Genomic DNA, 21,762 nt, shown 5'->3' with positions numbered 1-21,762 from the left:
ATCAGTCCTCCTTGGGGGCCGCCCGCACCTCCCCCTCCTGGATGCGGCGGAAGAGGCGGCCCAAAACCCCGTTCACAAAGGCCCCGGAGTGCTCGCCCCCGTAGCGCTTGGCGATCTTCACCGCCACCTCTATGAGGGGGGCGAAGGGGGTGGGCTCGTAGAGCATCTCGTAGGTGGCGAGGCGGAGCACGGTGAGGTCGGTCTTGGACATCTGGCCGAAGTCCCACCCCTCCACCGTCTCCTTCAGGACGCGGTCCACCTCCTCCTGGTGGGCCTTGTAGCCGGAAAGGAGCCTCCGGGCAAAGGCCACCCCTTCCTCGTCCAGGGGGTCCCCGTAGGGATCGTCCTCCCCGCCCATCTCCTCCAGGGCGTGGCGGAGGGCCTCCTCCGGGTCCACGCCCCCCTGGGTATGGGCGAAGAGGGCCCGCATGGCCAGTTCCCGAGCCCGCCTACGCATGTCCCTCCGGGCGGTAGACCACCTGGGCCACGGTGACGTTCACCGCCTTGACCTTTTCCCCCGTGGCCAGGAAGAGGGACTCGGCCACCGCCTTCTGCACCCCCCGGGCCGCCTCGGGGATGACCACCCCGTAGTCCACGGAGAGGAGGACCTCCACGGAAAGGCCCTCCGGGGAGCGCTCCACCTTGACGGGCTTCATGCGGCGGAATACCTCCCCCAAGGAGCGAGGAGGCGCCTCCAGGAGCCGCACCCCCTCTAGGCCCGAAAGGGCGTGGACCACCAGGCCCTCGAGGGCGTGGTCGCTGATCTCGTAGTCCACCATCACACGCCCAGTCTACATCTCCATGCGCCGGGCCACGAAGTTGGTGTAGACCGCCCCTCGGCGGAAGAAGGCGTTCTGGAGGACCTTCTGGTGGAAGGGGATGGTGGTCTTGAGGCCCGGCCCCTCGATGACCGTCTCAGAGAGGGCCCGCTCCATGCGCCGTATGGCCTCCTCCCGGGTGGGGGCCCAGGCGAGGATCTTGGCGATGAGGCTGTCGTAGTGGGGCGGGATCTGGTAGCCGGCGTAGAGGTGGCTGTCCACCCGGATGCCCGGCCCCCCGGGGAAGAGGAGGGTCTCCACCTTGCCGATGGAGGGCCGGAAGCCCTTTTCCGGGTCCTCGGCGTTGATGCGCACCTCAATGGCGTGCCCCCGGACCTCAATCTCCTCCTGCTTAAGCCAGAGCTTCTCCCCTTGGGCGATGCGGAACTGGGCCTGGACCAGGTCAATGCCCGTGACCAGCTCCGTGACGGGGTGCTCCACCTGGATGCGGGTGTTCATCTCTATGAAGTAGAAGTTCCCCTCCTTGTCCACCAGAAACTCCAGGGTGCCGGCGGAAACGTTCCCCACGTGCTCGGCGAGCCTTCGCGCCGCCTCGGCGATGGCCCGGCGGGTCCCTTCGGGAAGGAGGCTTGGGGCCTCCTCCAGGAGCTTCTGGTGGCGGCGCTGGATGGAGCAGTCCCTTTCCCACAGGTGCACCACCCGCTCCCCGTCCCCCAGGACCTGGACCTCTATGTGCTTGGGCTCCTCTATGTACTTCTCCAAGTAGATGGCGGGGTTGCCGAAGGCGGAGCGGGCCTCCTCCTGGGCCTGCAGGATGGCCCTCTCCAGGTCCTCCTCGGTGTGGACCACCCGCATCCCCCGGCCCCCGCCCCCGGCGCTGGCCTTGAGGATCACGGGGTAGCCGATCTCCCAGGCGGCCCGCTTGGCCTCCTCCACGCTCCCTAGCTCGTCGGTCCCCGGGACCGTGGGCACCCCGGCCTCCCGGGCCACCTTTCTCGCCGTGGCCTTGTCCCCCAGGGCCCGCATGTTCTCCGGGGTGGGGCCGATGAAGGTGATGCCGTGCTCCCGGCACATCTCGGCGAAGGTGGCGTTTTCCGCCAGGAAGCCGTACCCGGGGTGGATGGCGTCCGCCCCCGTTACGATGGCCGCGGAAAGGAGGTTGGGGATGTTGAGGTAGCTCTGCCCCGAAGGGGGTGGGCCGATGCAGATGGCCTCGTCGGCGAGGAGCACGGGCAGGCTCTTCTCGTCGGCGGTGGAGTGGGCCACCACCGTCTTGATCCCAAGCTCCTTGGCCGCCCGGAGGATCCTCAGGGCGATCTCGCCCCGGTTGGCGATGAGGACCTTCTTCATACCGGCTGGATGAGGAAGAGGGGCTGGCCGTACTCCACGGGCTCCCCGTTCTGGACCAGGATCTTCTTCACGATGCCGGAGACCTCGGACTCGATCTCGTTCATGAGCTTCATGGCCTCGATGATGCAGAGGACCTGGCCCTTCTCCACCCGGTCCCCTTCCTTCACGTAAGGAGGGGCGTCGGGGGCCGGGGCCCGGTAGAAGGTGCCCACGATGGGGGCCCGGACCTCCACGCACCCGGCGCACCCCTCCTCGGCTTTGGCGGGCGCCTCCGGCGCCGGGGAGGGCGGGGGGACGGGCTCGGGAGCGGGGGCCGGAACCGCCGCGGCGGGCAGGGGGGCGGGAACGGCCACCACCGGCACCTCCCCTCCTCGGCGCACGGTGAGCTTGTAATCCGGGGTTTCCAGGGTAAGCTCGCTTACCCCGTGCTCCACCAGGGCCTGCAGGATCTGCTTGAGCTCCTTGGGGGTCATAGGTCCTCCTCGTGGCCTAAAGCATACCTGAAGGGCGCGGGGGTTCAACCTTTTCTTGAGCCCGGTCAAAATCCCGTCATAAACGAAGGCCCAGGCCCCGGGAGCGCCGGAGCCCGGAAACACCCCAGGTCAAGCCCGGCCCACGTACTCACCGGTGCGGGTGTCCACCTTGATGACCTCCCCGGGCTCCACGAAGAGGGGCACTTGGACCACGGCCCCCGTCTCCAAGGTGGCGGGCTTGGAACCGCCGGAGACCGTGTCTCCCCGCACCCCGGGAGGGGTGTCCACGATCCTGAGTTCCACCACCGTGGGGGGGGAGATCTTCAGGGGCCGGCCCTCGTACATGTCCCCCAGGACGGTCATCCCCTCCTTGAGGAAGCGGGCCGCTTCCACCCGGTCCTTGGGCACGTGGAACTGCTCGTAGGTCTCCAGGTCCATGAAGACCAGGTCCTCGCCGTCGGGGTAGAGGTACTGGAGCTCCCGGGTTTCCACGTAGATGTCCTCGAGCCTCTCCCCGGAGTTGAAGGTGCGCTCCACGGTGGCCCCGGTCTCCAGGTTCTTGAACTTGGCCACCACCTTGGCCCCGCCGCGGCCCAGCTTCTGGTGCTGGTATTCCACGCACTCCCAAAGGCCGCCGTCCATTTTCACCTTGGTGCCAGGGCGGAGATCGGTCACGCTGATCATGCTTCCTCCGGACTTGCCTGGGCTCCTTCCAGGTCCAGGACCTGGGGCTTCAGCCCCAGTTGGTCAATATACCGGAGATACTCCTCCTCCCCAAGCTCCCGCCCGGCCAGGGCCACCAGGAGGGCCTCCATGACGTTGGTGCCGAAGCTGCGGCCCTCTAGCCTCGGGGTGGTGGTGATGAGGTACCTCACCCCCCGCTCCCTCAGGAAGGCCACGTCCTCCTCCGTAGTGGTGTTGGTGAGGACGCTTTTGCCCCGCATCTGGTCAGGCATGTACCGCCTGAGGTAGTGCCAGTCCCCGGCCACCAGGTCGGCCCAGAGGTAGTAGCGGCTCCGCCAGTCCACCACCCGCTCCTCCTGCTTCCTTCCCGTGGGGTAAAGGAGACCAAAGGGGAGCTGGGTAAGGAGGGGAAGGAGCAGGTAGGCGAGCTTCTGCAAGAGGGAGAGGGAGTAAAGGGGGATGGGAAGCCCCAGGGCAAAGAGGAAGTCCCCGTAAAGCACCCGGGCCCCCACCTGGTCCAGGGCCTCGGCCAGGCCGAACCGGTCCACCGCCGAGGGCAGGAGGACCCGGGTCTTCTTCCAGTCAAAGAGGGAGGAAAGGGCAAAGACCGCCTGCCGCTCCAGGGTGTGCTTGAGGCCCGAACCGTCCACCACCGGGGTCTTCCTGGCCGCCTCCTTAAGCTTCCGGGCGTCCCTTATGGTGTAGCGCCGCCCCCCCGCCACCAGGTAGAGGTCAATCCCCCCGAGGCCGATGGCCTCCACCTTCCCGTCCAGCTCCCGGATGAGGCAGAGGGCCCCCTGGAAGTCCCCGTCGGTACCCCGCCTCTCCAGGAGAATCTTTTCCCCCAGGACCTCCACCTCGGCCACGGAGTCGCGGCGGCTTGACCCCAGGGAAACGGAGACCACACGCTTCGCCACGGGAGGCTATTCTACCCGGAAAAAGAGGGCGAGGAGGAGGAAGAGGAGGGCGGAGGCGAAGAAGGGCCAGACCCTCTCGGCCCCAAGAAGCCTGGCCAGCACGCCAAAGACCGCCGCCCCGAAGGCCAGGGCCAGGAGGAGGGCGGGAAGGTTCGCCAAAAAGGCCGCCATCCCCTAAAGCCTAGCGCAAAACCCGCAGGAGGAAGGAAAGCGCCCTCCCGCGAAAGGCCTGGTCCACCGTTCCCCGGAAGAGGTGGCCCCCGGGGTAGCGGAAGCACTCCACGGGCTTCTTCAGGGCCTTGAGCCTGCGGCAAAGCTCCCAGGACCATTCCGGCGGCACCTGGGCATCGTAAAGGCCGTGGTGGACGCTAAAGGGCACGGAAAGCTCCGCCAGGTAAGTCCAGGCAGAGGCCCGCCGGAGGAGCTCGGGCGGCAGGGTGAAAAGCTCCTCTCCCCGAGCTCCCCCCGACCAGTAGCGGATCCGCTCCAGGTTCCTCCGCTCGTCCCCGCTCATGCTCCCGTATAGGACCACGCCCTTAAGGGCGGGGTCCACCAGGCTCACCAGCTGGGCCACGCCGCCCCCCATGGAGTGGCCGAAGAGGGCGATGCGGGCGGGGTCCGCCTGGGGGAAGGCCCCTCTTCGCACCTCGGCGACCAGGTTCAGCACGTCCACGGCGTAGGGGTGGCGGAGGCCCCGGGCGGGGAGGCCCTCCGAGGGGGGATGGCCCCGGTAGTTGGGGTGAAGGACAAGGAAGCCCCGCTCCGCCAGGAAGTCGGCGTAAGGGGTGGTGTAGGCGAGGAGGCGGTAGCGGCTCGGCTCCACGTAGCCATGTAGGACCACCACCACCGGGAAGGGCCCTTTGCCTTTGGGGAGGTTGGCGAAGCCGTGGACCCGGAGGCCCTCGGAGAGGTGGGAGAACTGAACCCTTGTGAAGCGGGGGCGTTCCTCCAGGGTGCGCTCCACGCGGAAACCCCCCTCCCCGTAGGGGCGGGCCCGAAGCTCGGGAAGGGTGAGGACCTGGGCCAGGGCCTGGAGGAGGAGAAAGGGAAGCCAAAGCCCGGGGCGCATGCCCCCAGGCTAAAGGGCCGGAGGTGGGCTAAATGTGGTCCGCCTCCCGGGCAAGCCACCCCGCCTGAAGCCCTTTCAGGCCGATGGCGTGGTAGATGAGCTGGGCGGCGGTCATCTCGGCGTGGAACTGGCCGTTTGGGGAAAGCTCCACGAAGTCCATCCCCACCACTTCCTTCTCCCGGAAGACGGCCTCCAGGAGGTCCACCGCCTGGCGGTAGGAAAGCCCCCCGGGGAGGGGGGTCCCCACGCTGGGCATGAGGGAGGGGTCCAGGGCGTCAAAGTCAAAGGAGATGTAGACCCGCTTTCCCAAGACAGAAAGGACCTCCTCCAGGGGAAGCCCCTCCCGGTGAATCCGGTGGGCCGGGAAGAGGGCCACGCCCCTTTCCCGGGCCAGAACCAGGGCGTCCCGGTCCATGGCCCTAACCCCCACCTGCACCAGGGGAAACCCCTCCCCTAAGAGCCGGTAGAAGGGGCTTGCGTGGGAGTAGACCGAGCCCTGCCACTCGGGGTAGAGGTCGGCGTGGGCGTCTATGTGGAGGAGGGAAAACTCCCCCAGGACCTCCCGGTGGGCCAGGGCCAAGGGATGGGTGATGGAGTGGTCTCCCCCGAGGGCCACCACGAACTTCCCCGCCTTAAGGTGCCTTAGGGCCTCCTCCCGGATGAGGAGATGGCTTTCCTCGGCCATCCCCGCCACCCAGGGGACTGGCTCCGCCGCGTGGATCCCCACCTCCTCCGGGGCCACCTCGAGCTCCAAGAGGAAGGGCTCCAGCTCCCGGCTGGCCAGGAGGATGGCCTCGGGGCCCCTCCGGGCCCCCGGAAGGAAGGAGAGGGAGAGGTCATAAGGCACGGGCAGGACCACCACCCGGGCCGCTTCGTAAGGGGTGTCTCGCTCGCCGAAAACCAGGCGCATACCCCAAAAAGCCTAAGCGCCCCCTCCTGGGTTCCGCAACACGCGCCCCCCGGCCCCTACTCCTAGCGGCCCAGGAAGAAAAGCTCCAGGAGGCGCAGAATGGCCCGCACCCCCCGCTCAAAGTCCCGGATGCGGATGTGTTCGTTGGGGCTGTGGACGCGGCTTCCCGGGTAGCCCACCCCAAGGCCCACCGCCGGGGCTTTTAGGTGGTGGAGGAAGGGGTGCATGGGCCCCGAGCCCGCCATGTTGGGGTAGAGCACCGCCCTCTCCCCGAAGGCCTCCTCCAAAGCCCGCCGCGCCAGGCCCACGAAGGGGTGGGCGAGGTCGGAACGGGCGGGGTGCTCCCCTTTTTCCAGGACCACCACCTCCACGTCGTGGAAGCCCTGGGCCTCGAGGTGGCGCCGAAGGAGCCTGGGTATCTCCTCCGGGTCCTGGTCGGGGACGAGGCGGAAGTCCAGCTTGCAGAAGGCCTCGGCGGGGAGGACGGTCTTGGACCCGGGCCCCCCGTAGCCCGCATGAAAGCCGTTGAAGTTGACGCAGGGCTCGGCGTAAAGGCGCTGGTTGAAGTCCAGGTTCCTCGCCCCGCCCAGGAAGTCCCTGACGCCGAAGGCCTCCTTAAGGGCCTCCGACTCGTCCGGGATCTCGGCCAAAACCTCCATCTCCAAGGGGGTGAGGGGGCGGACCCGATCGTAGAAACCCGGGATCAGGACCCGCCCCTCCTCGTCCCGCAGGGAGGCCAGGGCCCGGCCCAGGCGGTAGATGGGGTTTTCCACCACCGCCCCGTAGGAGGAGTGGAGGTCAAAGGCCGCCGTCCGCACCCTCAGCTCCAGGGCCACGATGCCCTTGAGCCCGGCGTAGAGGTAGGGCCTCCCCTTGGCGTCCACGCCCCCCGCCTCCCACAGGATGGCCTCGGCCTTCAGGAGGTCCTTCTTGTCGGCCACGTAGGCCTCGAGGTGGGGGCTTCCCACCTCCTCCTCCCCCTCCACCACGAACCTCACCCGGGGAAGGAAACCGTGCCGCTCCTTGAAGAGCTTGAGGGCCAGGAGGCGGGCCACCAGCTCCCCCTTGTCGTCGTGGACGCCCCGGCCCCACCAGGCCCCCTCCCGCTCCACCAGGGTGAAGGGATCGCTCTCCCAAAGCTCCCGGGGGTCCGGGGGCTGGACATCGTAGTGGTTGTAAAAGAGGAGGGTCTTCTCCCCTTCCCCGCCCTCGGCGTAGACCACGGGGGGGCCGTACCCCTCGTGGAGCGCCCCGGATAGGCCCAGCTCCTGCAAAAGCGCCACCACCTTCTCCGCCGCCTCCCGCAAGGCCCGCCCCTCGGCGCTCACCGAGGGAACGGCCACAAGCTCCGCAAGGAGCGCCCGCGCCTCCGCGATAAAGGCCTCCATGGTAGACTGAGCATACTATGGTGGAACCCTCCCTGGTCCTCTACGGGGCCCTCTACGAGGAAGCCCTCCGGGTGCTGGAGGAAACCCTCCGGGAAACCGGGGCCCGTTACGGCCTTTTGGTGGACCGCAAAGGCTTCGTCCTGGTCCACAAGGAGGCCCTCTGGGCCCCCAAGCCCCCGCCCCTGGACTCCCTGGCCACCCTGGCGGCGGGCAACGCCGCCGCCACCCAGGCCCTGGCCAAGCTCCTGGGGGAGGCCCGCTTCCAGGAGCAGGTCCTCCAAGGGGAGCGCATGGGCCTCTATGTGGACGAGGCGGGGGAGCACGCCCTCCTGCTCCTCGTCTTTGACGAGAACGCTCCCTTGGGCAAGGTGAAGCTCTACGGCAAGCGGGCGGCGGAGGCCCTGGCCCGGCTGGCCGAGGAGGCCCTGGCCCACCCGCCCAAGCTCCGCCTGGACACGGAGTACCGCGAAGGGGCCAAGGCCCTCCTGGACGATCTTTTGAGCTAGCATGAGCACCATCAACTTCGCCAACCGCGAGATCAACTTCAAGATCGTCTACTACGGCCCCGGGCTTTCCGGAAAGACCACCAACCTCAAGTGGATCTACGGCAAGATCCCCGAAGGCCGCAAGGGGGAGATGGTCTCCTTGGCCACGGAGGACGAGCGCACCCTTTTCTTTGACTTCCTGCCCCTGGACCTGGGGGAGGTCAAGGGGTTTAAGACCCGCTTCCACCTCTACACCGTGCCGGGCCAGGTCTTCTACAACGCCAGCCGCAAGCTCATCCTAAGGGGGGTGGACGGCATCGTCTTCGTGGCCGACTCCGCCCCGAACCGCCTTAGGGCCAACGCCGAGAGCATGCGCAACATGCGGGAAAACCTGGCGGAGTACGGCCTGAAGGTGGAAGACATCCCCACCGTCCTCCAGGTAAACAAGCGGGACCTCCCCGACGCCCTCCCCGTGGAGATGGTGCGGGCGGTGGTGGACCCCGAGGGCCGCTTCCCCGTGTTTGAGGCGGTGGCTACCGAGGGCAAGGGAGTCTTGGAAACCCTAAAAGAAGTGAGCCGCCTGGTCCTGACCCGGGTGGGAAGCGGGGCCTAGGCCCCCCAGCAAAACCTTCGTAGAGGCCAGGGCGAGGAAACCCGGTGCCGGATGCCGTGTCCGGGGATGCGCTCCCTTACCCCCGCCCCGTACTGCCCTTATAAGCAGGGACAAATGTACTTCTCCCTTTCCCCCCACCTTCACTACAATAGGCGGCGTATACGGCAACCCGCCGTAGGGAGGAAGGGTATGGAAGAAAAACCGGTCGGCGCCATGGGAGTGATACTGGTTCTTACCCTCACCATCCTGGTCTTCTGGCTGGGGGTATACGCGCTCTTCTTTGCTAGGGGGTAGGGTATGGTGGACGAGCACAAAGCCCACAAAGCCATCCTGGCGTACGAAAAGGGCTGGCTGGCCTTCTCCTTGGCCATGCTGGTGGTCTTCATCGCCCTCATCGCCTACACCCTGGCCACCCACACCGCCGGGGTGATCCCGGCAGGAAAGCTGGAGCAGGTGGACCCCACCAAGGTGCGCGCCGAGGGCCCCTGGGCCGACCCCGCCCAGGCGGTGGTCCAGACCGGCCCCAACCAGTACACGGTCCACGTCCTGGCCTTCGCCTTTGGCTACCAGCCCAACCCCATTGAGGTGCCCAAGGATGCGGAAATCGTCTTCAAGATCACGAGCCCCGACGTGATCCACGGCTTCCACGTGGAGGGCACCAACGTCAACGTGGAGGTGATCCCGGGCGAGGTCTCCACCGTGCGCTACACCTTCAAGAAGCCGGGCGAGTACCGCATCATCTGCAACCAGTACTGCGGCCTCGGCCACCAGAACATGTTCGGAAAGATCGTGGTGAAGGAGTGAGCCATGGCGGTGCGTAGCGGTGAGATTAGCCGGATCTACGAGGCCTATCCAGAAAAGAAGGCCACCCTTTACTTCCTGGTGCTGGGCTTCCTCGCCGTCATCGTGGGAAGCCTCTTCGGCCCCTTCCAGGCCCTGAACTACGGGAACGTGGACGCCTACCCCCTTTTAAAGCGCCTTCTCCCCTTCGTCCAGTCCTACTACCAGGGCCTGACCCTGCACGGGGTGCTGAACGCCATCGTCTTCACCCAGCTCTTCGCCCAGGCCACCATGGTCTACCTGCCGGCCAGGGAGCTCAACCTCAGGCCCAACATGGGCCTCATGTGGCTCTCCTGGTGGATGGCCTTCATCGGGCTTTTGGTGGCCGCCCTTCCCCTCCTCGCCAACGAGGCCACCGTCCTCTACACCTTCTACCCGCCCCTTAAGGGCCACTGGGCCTTCTATCTGGGGGCGAGCCTCTTCGTCCTCTCCAGCTGGGTGAGCATCTACCTGGTCCTGGACCTCTGGCGGCGCTGGAAGGCAGAAAACCCCGGCAAGGTGACCCCCCTGGTCACCTACCTGGCCGTGGTCTTCTGGCTCATGTGGTTCATCGCCTCCATCGGGCTCGTGCTCGAGGCCGTCCTCTTCCTCCTGCCCTGGTCCTTCGGGCTCATCCAGGGGGTGGACCCCCTGGTGGCCCGCACCCTCTTCTGGTGGACGGGCCACCCCATCGTCTACTTCTGGCTCATGCCCGCCTACGCCATCATCTACACCGTCCTTCCCAAGCAGGCCGGGGGCAAGCTCGTCTCCGACCCCATGGCCCGCCTGGCCTTCCTCCTCTTCCTCCTCCTCTCCACCCCGGTGGGGTTCCACCACCAGTTCGCCGATCCCGGCATTGACCCCACCTGGAAGATGATCCACTCCATCCTCACCATGTTCGTGGCGGTGCCGAGCCTGATGACCGCCTTCACCGTGGCGGCGAGCCTGGAGCTTGCCGGGCGCATGCGGGGAGGTAAGGGCCTTCTCGGCTGGATCAAGGCCCTTCCCTGGGACAACCCCGCCTTCGTGGCCCCGGTCCTGGGCCTCATCGGCTTCATCCCCGGGGGCGCAGGGGGCCTGGTGAACGCCAGCTTCACCCTGGACTACGTGGTCCACAACACCGCCTGGATCCCGGGCCACTTCCACCTCCAGGTGGCGAGCCTGGTGACCCTCACGGGCATGGGCTCCCTGTGGTGGCTCATCCCCAACCTCACGGGGAAGCCCATCTCCGACTCCCAAAGGCGGCTCGGCCTGGCGGTGGTGTGGCTCTGGTTCATCGGGATGATGCTCATGGCCGTGGGCCTCCACTGGGCGGGCCTCCTCAACGTGCCCCGGAGGGCCTACATCTCCCAGGTGCCCGACGCCTACCCCCAGGCCGCCATGCCCATGGTCTTCAACATCCTGGCGGGCATCGTCCTCCTGGTGGCCCTGCTCCTCTTCATCTACGGGCTTTTCAGCGTCCTTCTGGGCAGGGAGCGCCGGCCGGAGCTCGCCGAAGCCCCCGTGCCCTTCGCCGAGGTCCTCTCGGGCCCCGAGGACCGGAGGCTGGTGCAGGCCATGGACCGCGTCGGCTTCTGGTTCGCCGTGGCGGTGGTCCTGGTGGTCCTGGCCTACGGGCCCACCCTGGTGCAGCTTTTCGGCAACCTCCACCCCGTGCCGGGCATGCGGCTCTGGTAAACCCGCCTTGGGTCAAGGGCCAGGGATTCCTGGCCCTTGACCTTTTCCCGAAAAGGGGAAAAGCTTTTAGGGTGGCCTTCATCCCCGGACCCGGTCTCCCCTGGATGGTGGGGCTCTCCCTCGCCCCCTTTTTGCTGCAGTTCCTGGGGCTTGGCCTCTCGGAGGAAATCGGCCAAGGGCTTTGCGGGAGCGCCCTGGGGGTCTCCGAGGCCGAGGCGGTGAAGTACGGGCTGGTGAGCGAGTACTACTTCTACGGGCAGCTCTTCCTGGCCCTCCTGGCCCTGAAGGTCACCTACGCCCTGGGGCTCATGGTCCTCCGCCTCATGTACCCCGACCGGGACCCTCCCTTCGCCCCCTGGCTGTGGCGGCTCGGGGTGGGCCTTTCCCTGGCCCTCCTTCTCCTCTTCCTCCTCACCCGCACCCTGCCCCTCCCCTTCGCCACGCCCCTGGGCCTGGCCTTCCTCTCCCCGGCACCCCTGGACCCCCTTTCCCTCCTCATGGTCTTGCCCGAGCCCTTTCTGCTCTGGCTTCTCTGGAGGTACCGCCCGTGAGGCTCCCCCCCTTGGTCTACCTGCTGGGCCTCGTGAGCTTCCTCATGGACGTGGCCAGCGAGATGGTCTACCCCCTGCTGCCCCTCTTCCTCTCGGGCCTGGGGGCGGGGGCGGGGGTGATCGGGCTGGTGGAGGGGGTAGCGGAGGCCACCGCCAGCCTCTTCAAGGTGGTGGGGGGGAGGCTTTCCGACCGCCTGGGGCAGAGACGCCCCTTCCTGCTCCTGGGCTACGGCCTCCCCGCCCTCTTCCGCCCCATCCTCGCCCTGGCCACAAGCCCCCTGCACGTCCTCCTCTACCGCTTCCTGGACCGCACGGGAAAGGGCCTCCGTACGGCCCCCCGGGACGCCCTGATCGCCGAAAGCGTCCCCAGGGAGGCCCTAGGCCGGGCCTACGGCCTCCACCGGGGCCTGGACACCCTGGGGGCCACCCTGGGGCCCCTCGTGGCCTTCCTCCTTCTGCCCGCGGTGGGGGTGCGGGGGGTGTTCTGGCTCTCGGCGGTGCCCGCCCTCTTGGCCTTTCTCCTCCTCCTCCGGCTGAGGGAGACCCTAAGGCCCCCCAAGACCCTCCCCCCCCTGCGCCTTGCCCGCATGGGCCCGGGCTACCGCCGCTTTCTTGGGATCTCCGGCCTCTTCACTCTGGCCCTCTCCTCCAACGCCTTTTTGCTCCTGCGCCTCAAGGACCTGGGCCTCTCCGAGAGCCAGGTGACCCTGGCCTACACCCTCTACAACCTGGCCTACGCCCTTCTGGCCTACCCCTTGGGGAGCCTGGCGGACCGGGTGGGCCTGAGGCGGGTGGTGGCCCTGGGCTACGGCCTGTACGCCTTGGTCTACCTGGGCTTCGCCCTGGCGCAAAGCCCCGCCCAAGGGGTGGCCTTCCTTCTCCTCTACAGCCTCTACTCCGCGGCCTTTGAAGGCGCCAGCCGGGCCTACCTGGCCACCCTGGTCCCCGAGGGGGAGAAGGCCAGCGCCATCGGCCTCTACCACACCCTCATGGGCCTTCTCCTCCTCCCGGCAAGCCTCCTCTTCGGCCTCCTCTGGCAGGCCTTCGGGGCCCCATGGGCCTTCGGGGTAGGGGCGGGCCTGGCCCTTTTGGCCCTCCTCCTCTTCCTGGTTGACGGCCGGGTCCGGGCTCCCTATGCTTAGGTCTGGCGGGGGGTGCCCGCCTTTGAGGAGGAAGGGGCCTTAGCGCCTTCCCCCCTGACGGAGGTAAAAATGCCGATCACCAAGGAAGAGAAGCAGCGGATCATCCAGGAGTTTGCCCGCTTCCCCGGGGACACGGGGAGCACCGAGGTGCAGGTGGCCCTGCTCACCCTGCGCATCAACCGCCTCTCCGAGCACCTCAAGGCCCACAAGCACGATTACCACTCCCACCGGGGCCTTTTGATGCTGGTGGGGCAGCGCCGGAGGCTTCTCCGCTACTTGGAGCGGGAGGACCCGGAGCGCTACCGGGCCCTGGTTGAGAAGTTGGGGCTCAGGAAGTAAACTGGGGTTTAGGTCGGGGGCGGGGCCTTAGGGCTCCGCCTTTTCCTTGAGGAACGCCATGCCAGAAGCCACGCCCAACACACCCCAGGCCCGCCGCTACGAGACCGAGGTGGCCGGGCGCAAGCTCGTCCTGGAAACGGGGAAGTACGCCAAGCAGGCCGCAGGCTCGGTCCTGGTGCGCTACGGGGAGACGGTAGTCTTGGCCACGGCCCAGGCCTCGGAGGAACCGGTGGCCGCCGACTTCCTGCCCCTCACGGTGGAGTTTGAGGAGCGGCACTACGCCGTGGGGAAGATTCCCGGGAGCTTCATGCGCCGGGAAGGGCGCCCCGGGGAAAAGGCCATCCTCTCGGCCCGCATGACGGACCGGCCCATCAGGCCCCTCTTCCCCAAGGGCTTCCGCCACGAGGTCCAGGTGATCGTCACGGTGCTTTCCGCCGACCAGAAGAACCCCCCGGACATCCTGGGCCCCACGGCGGCCAGCGCCGCCCTCCTGCTTTCCGACATCCCCTGGGGGGGGCCCATCGCCGCCGTGCGGGTGGGGCTCATCGGGGGGCAGCTGGTTCTGAACCCCACCTTGCAGGAGCTGGAGGAAAGCGCCCTGGACCTGGTGGTGGCGGGAAGCCGGGAGGCCATCCTCATGGTGGAGGCGGGAGCCCAGGAGGTGGACGAGGAGCTTTTGGTCCAGGCCCTGGAGTTCGCCCACCGGGAGATGCAGCCCATCCTGGAGCTCCAGGAGGCCATGGCCCGGGAGCTGGCCAAGCCCAAGATGGCCTGGACCCCGCCCGAAGCCCTCTCCCAGGAGGAAAAGGAGGCCTTCTACCGCCTGGCCCTGGAAAGGGGGCTCTCCCAGGTGCTCCAGACGGCCAGCAAGGGGGAGAGGAGTCGGGCCCTCTCGGCCTTCGCCGAGGCCCTGGTGGCCGAGGTCCTGCCCAAAGGGGAGGACGGCGCCCCGGACGAGGGCAAGAAGCCCCTCTACGAGAGCGCCTTTGACGAGGTGGTGCGGAAGGAGCTCCGCAGGCTCGTTCTGGAGGAAGGCCGCCGGGCGGATGGCCGCGGGCCCAAGGACCTGAGGCCCATCTGGATTGAGGTGGACGTCCTGCCCCGGGCCCACGGCTCCGCCGTCTTCACCCGGGGGGAGACTCAGGTGCTGGGCACCGTCACCCTGGGCACGGGCCGGGACGAGCAGATCATTGACGACCTGGGCATTGACGAGACCGACCCCTTCCTGGTCCACTACAACTTCCCCCCCTTCTCCACGGGGGAGGTGAAGCGCCTTAGGGGCGTTTCCCGCCGGGAGGTGGGCCACGGAAATCTGGCCAAGCGGGCCCTCAAGGCGGTGCTCCCCCCCCAGGAGGCCTTCCCCTACACCATCCGGGTGGTGGGGGATGTCCTGGAGTCCAACGGCAGTAGCTCCATGGCCACGGTCTGCGCCGGGTGCCTGGCCCTCATGGACGCCGGGGTGCCCATCCGGGCCCCCGTGGCCGGGGTGGCCATGGGGCTGGTGTGGGAGGAGGACCGGGCGGTGATCCTCACGGACATCCTGGGCCTCGAGGACGCCCTGGGCGACATGGACTTCAAGGTGGCGGGGACCCGCAAGGGGGTCACCGCCCTGCAGATGGACAACAAGGTGGGGGGCCTTCCCCGGGAGGTGCTCAAGGAGGCCCTCCTTCAGGCCCGGGAGGCCAGGCTTAAGATCCTGGACCTGATGGAGGCCGTCCTCCCCGCCCCCCGCCCCGGGCTCAAGCCCTTCGCCCCCAGGATCCTCACCCTCAAGGTCCCCGTGGAGAAGATCGGCCTGGTCATCGGCCCCGGGGGCAAGAACGTGCGGGCTTTGGAGGAAATCGGGGTGGAGGTGGACATAGAGGAAGACGGGACGGTGCGCATCTACTCCAGCGACCTCGAGGCCGCAGAGAAGGCCAAGAGGCGCATCAGAGGACCTCACCCGCGAGGCCAAGGTGGGCGAGGTCTACGAGGGCACCGTCACCAAGATCACCCCCTTCGGCGCCTTCATCAGCCTCTTCCCCGGCACGGAGGGGCTCCTCCACATCAGCCAGATCGCCCCAGGCCGGGTGGAGCGGGTGGAGGACCACCTCAAGGTGGGGGACGTGATCAAGGTCAAGGTCCACCGCATTGACGAGAAGGGCAAGATTGACCTGATCCGCCCCGAGCTGGAAGGCAAGATCCCCCCGAGGCGGCGCTAGCCCCAAGGGGAAGCCCTATGGTTTAGGAAGCGTCCCGGCGCGTCCGGGAGGAAGGAGACCCATGGAAAACCCAGAGCGCAAACCCAGGAAGAGGCGGCGCCGCCGGCCGCCGGAGGCCCCGCCCCAGGGGGGAGGCCAGGAGGCCCTAGAGATCATCCCCTTGGGGGGGATGGGGGAGATCGGCAAGAACATCACCGCCTTCCGCTACCGGGACGAGATCTTCGTCCTGGACGGGGGACTGGCCTTCCCCGAGGAGGGGATGCCGGGAGTGGACCTCCTCATCCCCCGGGTGGACTTCCTCATGGAGCACCGCCACCAGATCAAGGCCTGGGTCCTCACCCACGGCCACGAGGACCACATCGGAGGGCTTCCCTTCCTCCTCCCCATGGTCTTCGGCAAGGAGAGCCAGGTGCCCATCTACGGGGCCCGGCTCACCCTGGGGCTTCTCCGGGGAAAGCTGGAGGAGTTCGGCCTGAGGCCGGGGCATTTCCACCTCAAGGAGATCTCCCCCGACGACCGCATCCAGGTGGGGCGGTACTTCACCTTGGATCTATTCCGGATGACCCATTCCATCCCCGACAACTCCGGGGTGGTGATCCGCACCCCCATCGGCACCGTCGTCCACACCGGGGACTTCAAGCTGGACCCCACCCCCATTGACGGGAAGGTCTCCCACCTGGCCAAGGTGGCCCAGGCGGGGGCGGAAGGGGTTCTGCTCCTCATCGCCGACGCCACCAACGCCGAAAGGCCGGGCTACACCCCAAGCGAAGCGGAGATCGCCAAGGAGCTGGACCGGGTCATCGGGCGCGCCCCCGGGCGGGTCTTCGTCACCACCTTCGCCAGCCACATCCACCGCATCCAGGCGGTGATCTGGGCGGCGGAGAAGTACGGGCGCAAGGTGGCCATGGAGGGGCGGAGCATGCTGAAGTTCAGCCGCATCGCCCTGGAGCTCGGCTACCTCAAGGTAAAGGACCGCCTCTACACCCTGGAGGAGGTCATGGACCTCCCCGACCACCAGGTCCTCATCCTGGCCACGGGGAGCCAGGGCCAGCCCATGTCCGTCCTCCACCGCCTGGCCTTTGAGGGGCACGCCAAGATGGCCATCAAGCCGGGGGACACGGTGATCCTCTCCAGTAGCCCCATCCCCGGGAACGAGGAGGCGGTGAACCGGGTCATCAACCGCCTTTATGCCCTGGGGGCCTACGTCCTCTACCCGCCCACCTACAAGGTCCACGCCTCGGGCCACGCCTCCCAAGAGGAGCTCAAGCTCATCCTCAACCTCACCACCCCCCGCTTCTTCCTCCCCTGGCACGGGGAGGTGCGGCACCAGGTGAACTTCAAGTGGCTGGCCGAGGCCATGAGCCGCCCCCCGGAGAAGACCCTCATCGGGGAGAACGGAGCCCTTTACCGCCTCACCCGGGAGACCTTTGAGAAGGTGGGGGAGGTGCCCCACGGGGTGCTCTACGTGGACGGCCTGGGGGTGGGGGACATCACCGAGGAGATCCTGGCCGACCGCCGCCACATGGCCGAGGAGGGCCTGGTGGTGATCACCGCCCTGGCGGACGAGGAGCCCGTGGTGGAGGTCATCTCCCGGGGCTTCGTCAAGGCGGGGGAGAAGCTCCTTGGGGAGGTGCGGCGCATGGCCCTCGAGGCCCTCCTCCAAGGCCTCCGGGAGAAGAAGCCCCTGGAGCGCATCCGGGACGATATCTACTACCCGGTGAAGAAGTTCCTGAAGAAGGCCACGGGCCGCGACCCCATGATCCTGCCCGTGGTCATAGAGGGGTGAGGGATGTACCGGTCCATCCTCCTACCCACCGACGGGAGCGAGGCGGCGGAGGCGGGGGTGCGGGAGGGCCTCCGCCTGGCCCAGGCCCTGAAGGCCAGGGTGGCCTTCCTCCACGTCCTGGAACCCCTGGGCCCGAGGCTTCTTCTGGGCCCCGAAACCCTCCCCTACTACCGGGAGCTTCTGGAAGACCTGCGCGAAGCGGGCCTGGCCGCCCTGGACCGGGGCACGCGCCTGGCCGAGGAGATGGGGGTGCCCTTTGAGGCCCACCTCCTGGAGGGCCTGGCGGCGGAGGTCATCCTGAAGGAAGCGGAGAAGCACGACCTCCTGGTCCTGGGCACCCACGGGCGCACGGGGCTGGACCGGCTCCTCCTGGGGAGCGTGGCCCGGGAGGTGGCCCGCAGGAGCCCCAAGCCCCTGCTCCTGGTGCCCTACCGCAGGGCGTAAAGCCAAAGGAGGCCCACCAGGGTGTCCCAGGAGAGGACGGCGAGCTTCCCCACACCGCGGGCTCACCATCACCTCCTTGGCCGTGAGTTCCTTCATCTTCCCTCCTTGCGCCAGACTACCCGATCCACGCCCTCCGCCAAGCCCCAGGCCCCAAGGGCCGCCAGGAGCACCAGGAGCCAGGCCCCCAAGGGGAGGGGGGCGGCCTCCAGGGCCCCGGGGAACAGGGTGCCCACCAGGACCTGGACCGCCACCCCCAGGGCCACCGCCCCGTGCAGGTAGGGGTTGGGGAGAGGGGTGAGGTGGGTGTGCCGGGCGGCGTAGGCGAAGAAGAGCTGGCCTATGGCCATGAAGTGGAAGGTGGCGCTCTGGGCCCCCTCGAGGCCCACCAGGCCCGGAAGGAGGGCGAGGAGGAGGAGGGCCATCCCCGCCTTCACGCTCCCGGTGAGGAGGATGAAGCGCACCGAGGGGGGGTCCAGAAGGGGGCTCTCCCTGGGCCTGGGAGGACGCGAGAGGACCCCCGGGTTCCGGTCCAGGGCCAGGGCCAAGGCGGGAAGCCCGTCGGTGACCAGGTTGATCCAGAGGATCTGCACGGCGGTGAGGGGGAGGAGAAGGTGACCGGCCTCGTGGCGGAGGCCCAAGAGGGCGGCGAAGGCCATCCCCAGGGCCACCACCAGCACCTCTGAGAGGTTGGTGGAGAAGAGGAAGCGCAGGAACTTCTGGATGTTCTCGTAGATGCTCCGCCCCTCCTCTATGGCGGCCACGATGGTGGCGAAGTTGTCGTCCAGAAGCACCAGGTCCGCCACCTCCCGGGCCACGTCCGAGCCCCTTACCCCCATGGCCACGCCCACGTCCGCCCGCTTGAGGGCCGGGGCGTCGTTCACCCCGTCCCCGGTCATGGCCACCACCTCCCCCGCCTTCTGCAGGGCCTCCACGATGCGGAGCTTGTCCTCCGGGCGGACCCGGGCGAAAACATCCACCTCAAGAAGCTCCTCCTCGGAAAGCTCTCCGATCTCCTCCCCCGTGGCCACCACCTCCGCCGGGATCCCCACCCTTCGGGCGATGGCCAGGGCGGTGGCCGGGTGGTCCCCGGTGACCATCACCACCCTGACCCCCGCCTTCAAGACCCTGGACACGGCCTCGGGCACCTCGGGACGGGGCGGGTCCAGGAGGAGGACCAGGCCCAAAAACTCCAGACCCTCTTCCCGCTCCCCCTTCCCGAAGGCCAGGGCCAGGACGCGAAAGCCCCTGGCGGCGTGGGCCTCGGCCTCCTCAAGAAGCCTGGCCTTCTCCCCTTGGGGAAGGGCCAGACGGGGGATGAGGGCCTCCGGGGCCCCCTTGAGGAAGCTCCCCAGGGGGGTGGTGACCCGCATGAACTTCCAGGCGCTGTCAAAGGGGCGCTCGGAGAGGCGGGGGTTTTCCCGCCGCACCTCCTCGGGGTCCAGGAAGCGGCTGGCGTAGCGGAGGAGGCCGAGCTCCAGCGGATCCCCCGCCCCCGTGGCGAGGTCGGCGTCGTTGCAGAGGACCAGGGCGAGAAGGGCCCGGTGGGGGTCTGGGCTTTGGAGCGCCTGGACCTCCATGCGGTTTTCCGTGAGGGTGCCGGTTTTGTCGGTGGCGATGACGGTGACGCTCCCCAAGGCCTCCACCGCCGCAAGGCGCCGCACCACCGCCTTGCGGCGGGCCATCCTCTCCACCCCCAGGGCCAGGGCCAAGGTAAGGACGGCGGGAAGCCCCTCGGGGACGGCGGCCACCGCCAGGGCCACGGCGAAGAGGAGCACCCTGGCGGAAAATCCCTCCACCAGAAAGCCCAGGAGGAGGAGGGCCAGGGCCAGAAGGAGGACAAGGCGGGCCACCCGGTGCCCGAAGGCGTGAAGGCGGCGCTCCAGGGGGGTCTTCTCCTCCTCCATCCCGGCGAGGAGGCGGGCGATCCGGCCCATGGCGCTTTCCAGCCCCGTGCGGGTCACCTCCAGAAGGGCCCGGCCCCGGGCGAGGAGGGTCCCGGCGAAGACCTCGTCCCCCGGGTTCTTCTCCACGGGGACGCTTTCCCCGGTGAGGAGGCTCTCGTCCAAGAGGACCCCGCTGGCCTCCAGGAGGCGGCCGTCTGCGGGAATCCGGTCCCCGGCCTCGAGGCGCACCACGTCCCCCGGGACGATCTCCCGGGCGGGCAGGCGGCGGAACTCCCCGTCCCTCAGGACCCAGGCCAGGGGCTCGGCCAGGGCTTTGAGCCTCCTTAAGGCCTCCTCGGAGCGCTTCTCCTGGAAGGCGCCAAGGAGGGCGTTGAGGAGCAGGATGGCCAGGATGGCCAAGGACTCCAAGGGCACGCCCCGCGCCCCCTCATAAAGCCAGAGGAGGAGGTCCACCAGGAGGGCGAAGAGGAGGACGTGGATGAGGGGGCTTTGGAACTGGCGGAAGAACTTGCGGAAAAAGGGCTCGGGCGGACGCTCGGGAAGGGCGTTGAGCCCGTGCTCCCTAAGCCTTCTCCCGGCCTCTTCCGAGGTGAGCCCCGCCACGGGACCAGGATACCCGAACCTTCCCGGGGCCCTTGTCCTGAGGAAAACCTCCCTGGTATCCTGGGCCCATGCTCCAGTACCCCGAGCTTCCCCTGGAAAGCCCCCTCATCGACGCCGAGCTCCCCGACCCGAGGGGGGGGCGGTACCGGCTCTCCCAGTTCCAGGAGCCTCTCCTGGCCGTGGTCTTCATGTGCAACCACTGCCCCTACGTGAAGGGCTCCATCCGGGAGCTGGTGGCCCTGGCGGAGAGGTACCGGGGCAAGGTGGCCTTCGTGGGCATCAACCCCAACGACTACGAGAAGTACCCCGAGGACAGCCCCGAGAAGATGGTGGCCTTCGCCGAGGAACATGGCATCTTCTTCCCTTACCTCCTGGACGAGAGCCAGGAGGTGGCCAAGGCCTACCGGGCCCTGCGCACCCCCGAGGTCTTCCTCTTTGACGAGAGGCGGCTTCTGCGCTACCACGGCCGGGTGAACGACAGCCCCAAGTTCCCGGAGGAGGTGCGAAGCCACGACCTCGAGGTGGCCATCAGAGGCCCTCCTCCAGGGCCAGGAGCCCCCCCTCAAGGAGGCCCCCGCCATCGGCTGCACCATCAAGTGGAGGCCTGGCAACGAACCGGAGGTCAAGATCGCCTAGGCCCAGGGTAACGCTTTGGTACACTACCCCCGGGCTTCGGCCCGGGGGTTTCTATGCGCGTTCTGGTCACAGGCGGCGCCGGTTTCATCGGAAGCCACATCGTGGAGGACCTCCTCGCCCGGGGGATGGAGGTGGCGGTCCTGGACAACCTGGCCACGGGCAAGCGGGAGAACGTGCCCGAGGGCGTCCCCCTCTTCCAGGTGGACCTAAGGGACAAGGAGGGAGTGGAGGGGGTCTTCCGGGAGTTCCGCCCTACCCACGTCTCCCACCAGGCGGCCCAGGCCTCGGTGAAGGTGAGCGTGGAAAACCCTCTCCTGGACTTTGAGGTGAACCTCCTGGGGGGGATGAACCTCCTGGAGGCCTGCCGGAAGTTCGGCGTGGAAAAGCTCGTCTTCGCCTCCACGGGCGGGGCCATCTACGGGGAGGTGCCCGAGGGGGAGAGGGCCGAGGAGACCTGGCCCCCCCGCCCCAAAAGCCCCTACGCCGCCAGCAAGGCGGCCTTTGAGCACTACCTGGCCGTCTACGGGCAGAGCTACGGGCTCAGGTGGGTCTCCCTGCGCTACGGGAACGTCTACGGGCCCAGGCAGGACCCCCACGGGGAGGCGGGGGTGGTGGCCATCTTCGCCGAGCGGGTGCTTAAGGGGGAACCCGTGACCCTCTACGCCCGGAAGACCCCGGGGGACGAGGGGTGCGTGCGGGACTACGTCTACGTGAAGGACGTGGCCCGGGCCCACGCCCTCGCCCTCCTCTCCCTGGAAGGGGTCTACAACGTGGGCACCGGGGAGGGGCACACCACCTCGGAGGTCCTAAAGACCGTGGCCGAGGCCGCCCTTAAGACCCCGGAGGTGGTCCACGCCCCCCCGCGCCCCGGGGACCTGGAAAGGAGCGTCCTCTCCCCCCTGAAGCTCATGGCCCACGGCTGGCGGCCCGAGGTGGGCTTCGGGGAGGGGATCCGCCTCACCGTGGAGCATTTCCGGGGGCATTGACCTACC

General features: G+C 68.1%; 22 protein-coding genes and 2 pseudogenes. 13 read left to right on the top strand and 11 right to left on the bottom strand.

All coding sequences use genetic code 11. From position 1 onward, the window contains the following. Position 1: 1 nt before the first annotated feature. From nusB to ACZ5RK_RS07150, 10 genes are all read right to left on the bottom strand, one after another. Positions 2–457 carry a transcription antitermination factor NusB gene (gene nusB / locus ACZ5RK_RS07195; RefSeq protein ID WP_464908600.1) on the bottom strand — a complete coding sequence of 152 codons (456 nt, stop codon included), beginning with the start codon at positions 455–457 and terminating at the stop codon, positions 2–4. After that, entirely contained in the window at positions 450–779 is a 330-nt protein-coding gene (locus ACZ5RK_RS07190) for an Asp23/Gls24 family envelope stress response protein (RefSeq protein WP_464910070.1), read from the bottom strand. The genes nusB and ACZ5RK_RS07190 overlap by 8 nt, the downstream gene beginning before the upstream one ends. A gap of 12 nt (positions 780–791) precedes the next feature. Beyond that, entirely contained in the window at positions 792–2,129 is a 1,338-nt protein-coding gene (accC, locus tag ACZ5RK_RS07185) for an acetyl-CoA carboxylase biotin carboxylase subunit (protein ID WP_464908599.1), read from the bottom strand. Then, positions 2,126–2,602 carry an acetyl-CoA carboxylase biotin carboxyl carrier protein gene (gene accB / locus ACZ5RK_RS07180; RefSeq protein WP_464908598.1) on the bottom strand — a complete coding sequence of 159 codons (477 nt, stop codon included), beginning with the start codon at positions 2,600–2,602 and terminating at the stop codon, positions 2,126–2,128. The genes accC and accB overlap by 4 nt, the downstream gene beginning before the upstream one ends. 129 nt (positions 2,603–2,731) lie before the next feature. Continuing rightward, entirely contained in the window at positions 2,732–3,286 is a 555-nt protein-coding gene (gene efp / locus ACZ5RK_RS07175) for an elongation factor P (RefSeq protein ID WP_464908597.1), read from the bottom strand. Continuing rightward, the gene (locus ACZ5RK_RS07170; RefSeq protein WP_054647187.1) at positions 3,283–4,203 is read right to left on the bottom strand and encodes a hypothetical protein; all 921 of its coding nucleotides are present in this window, start codon (positions 4,201–4,203) and stop codon (positions 3,283–3,285) included. The genes efp and ACZ5RK_RS07170 overlap by 4 nt, the downstream gene beginning before the upstream one ends. Before the next feature lie 6 nt (positions 4,204–4,209). Beyond that, positions 4,210–4,374, bottom strand: coding sequence for a hypothetical protein (locus ACZ5RK_RS07165; protein WP_464908596.1), 165 nt, complete (start codon positions 4,372–4,374; stop codon positions 4,210–4,212). A gap of 10 nt (positions 4,375–4,384) precedes the next feature. After that, positions 4,385–5,272 carry an alpha/beta hydrolase family protein gene (locus ACZ5RK_RS07160; protein ID WP_464908595.1) on the bottom strand — a complete coding sequence of 296 codons (888 nt, stop codon included), beginning with the start codon at positions 5,270–5,272 and terminating at the stop codon, positions 4,385–4,387. A gap of 28 nt (positions 5,273–5,300) precedes the next feature. Further along, positions 5,301–6,182 (bottom strand): agmatinase, encoded by an 882-nt coding sequence (gene speB / locus ACZ5RK_RS07155; RefSeq protein WP_464908594.1) that lies wholly within the window; start codon positions 6,180–6,182, stop codon positions 5,301–5,303. Positions 6,183–6,244: 62 nt separating this feature from the next. Then, the gene (locus ACZ5RK_RS07150) at positions 6,245–7,570 is read right to left on the bottom strand and encodes a M20/M25/M40 family metallo-hydrolase (RefSeq protein WP_464908593.1); all 1,326 of its coding nucleotides are present in this window, start codon (positions 7,568–7,570) and stop codon (positions 6,245–6,247) included. A gap of 17 nt (positions 7,571–7,587) precedes the next feature. Between ACZ5RK_RS07150 and mglB the strand changes: the two genes are divergently transcribed. The 11 genes and pseudogenes from mglB to ACZ5RK_RS07095 all read left to right on the top strand — a co-directional run bounded on the left by mglB (position 7,588) and on the right by ACZ5RK_RS07095 (position 17,627). Further along, complete coding sequence (gene mglB, locus ACZ5RK_RS07145) at positions 7,588–8,076, top strand: GTPase-activating protein MglB (protein ID WP_464908592.1); 489 nt, start codon at positions 7,588–7,590, stop codon at positions 8,074–8,076. Between the two features lies 1 nt (position 8,077). Next, a complete protein-coding gene (mglA, locus tag ACZ5RK_RS07140; protein ID WP_464908591.1) occupies positions 8,078–8,668 on the top strand; it encodes a GTPase MglA in 591 nt (196 codons plus the stop codon). A 189-nt stretch (positions 8,669–8,857) separates the two neighbouring features. Beyond that, on the top strand, positions 8,858–8,962 hold the full coding sequence (locus ACZ5RK_RS07135; protein WP_054647186.1) for a cytochrome c oxidase subunit 2A: 105 nt from the start codon (positions 8,858–8,860) through the stop codon (positions 8,960–8,962). Between the two features lie 3 nt (positions 8,963–8,965). Then, positions 8,966–9,472 carry a cupredoxin domain-containing protein gene (locus ACZ5RK_RS07130; protein ID WP_054647185.1) on the top strand — a complete coding sequence of 169 codons (507 nt, stop codon included), beginning with the start codon at positions 8,966–8,968 and terminating at the stop codon, positions 9,470–9,472. 3 nt (positions 9,473–9,475) lie between these two features. Then, the gene (locus ACZ5RK_RS07125) at positions 9,476–11,164 is read left to right on the top strand and encodes a b(o/a)3-type cytochrome-c oxidase subunit 1 (RefSeq protein ID WP_464908590.1); all 1,689 of its coding nucleotides are present in this window, start codon (positions 9,476–9,478) and stop codon (positions 11,162–11,164) included. Positions 11,165–11,268: 104 nt separating this feature from the next. Beyond that, positions 11,269–11,715, top strand: a complete 447-nt coding sequence (locus ACZ5RK_RS07120; RefSeq protein ID WP_464910069.1) for a hypothetical protein — start codon at positions 11,269–11,271, stop codon at positions 11,713–11,715. Continuing rightward, entirely contained in the window at positions 11,712–12,857 is a 1,146-nt protein-coding gene (locus ACZ5RK_RS07115; RefSeq protein ID WP_464908589.1) for an MFS transporter, read from the top strand. The genes ACZ5RK_RS07120 and ACZ5RK_RS07115 overlap by 4 nt, the downstream gene beginning before the upstream one ends. A 69-nt stretch (positions 12,858–12,926) precedes the next feature. Further along, the gene (gene rpsO, locus ACZ5RK_RS07110) at positions 12,927–13,196 is read left to right on the top strand and encodes a 30S ribosomal protein S15 (protein WP_054647101.1); all 270 of its coding nucleotides are present in this window, start codon (positions 12,927–12,929) and stop codon (positions 13,194–13,196) included. 58 nt (positions 13,197–13,254) lie between these two features. After that, a pseudogene (gene pnp, locus ACZ5RK_RS07105) lies at positions 13,255–15,397 on the top strand (polyribonucleotide nucleotidyltransferase). A gap of 61 nt (positions 15,398–15,458) precedes the next feature. Beyond that, positions 15,459–17,183: a ribonuclease J gene (locus ACZ5RK_RS07100; RefSeq protein ID WP_464908588.1), complete on the top strand. Its 1,725-nt coding sequence runs from the start codon at positions 15,459–15,461 to the stop codon at positions 17,181–17,183. 3 nt (positions 17,184–17,186) lie between these two features. Next, positions 17,187–17,627 carry a universal stress protein gene (locus tag ACZ5RK_RS07095; RefSeq protein WP_464908587.1) on the top strand — a complete coding sequence of 147 codons (441 nt, stop codon included), beginning with the start codon at positions 17,187–17,189 and terminating at the stop codon, positions 17,625–17,627. Positions 17,628–17,719: 92 nt separating this feature from the next. Here ACZ5RK_RS07095 and ACZ5RK_RS07090 read toward each other — a convergent pair whose 3' ends face one another. Further along, positions 17,720–20,134 (bottom strand): cation-translocating P-type ATPase, encoded by a 2,415-nt coding sequence (locus tag ACZ5RK_RS07090; RefSeq protein ID WP_464908586.1) that lies wholly within the window; start codon positions 20,132–20,134, stop codon positions 17,720–17,722. Between the two features lie 68 nt (positions 20,135–20,202). Between ACZ5RK_RS07090 and ACZ5RK_RS07085 the strand changes: the two are divergent. Next, positions 20,203–20,770: pseudogene (locus ACZ5RK_RS07085) on the top strand (thioredoxin family protein). Between the two features lie 53 nt (positions 20,771–20,823). Continuing rightward, the gene (locus ACZ5RK_RS07080) at positions 20,824–21,756 is read left to right on the top strand and encodes an SDR family oxidoreductase (RefSeq protein ID WP_464908585.1); all 933 of its coding nucleotides are present in this window, start codon (positions 20,824–20,826) and stop codon (positions 21,754–21,756) included. The last annotated feature ends 6 nt before the right edge of the window (positions 21,757–21,762 follow it).

This window comes from Thermus kawarayensis JCM 12314 (assembly GCF_055393575.1).
Note: the sequence above shows the minus strand (reverse complement) of the source record. Positions and strands in the feature narration are given on the sequence as shown.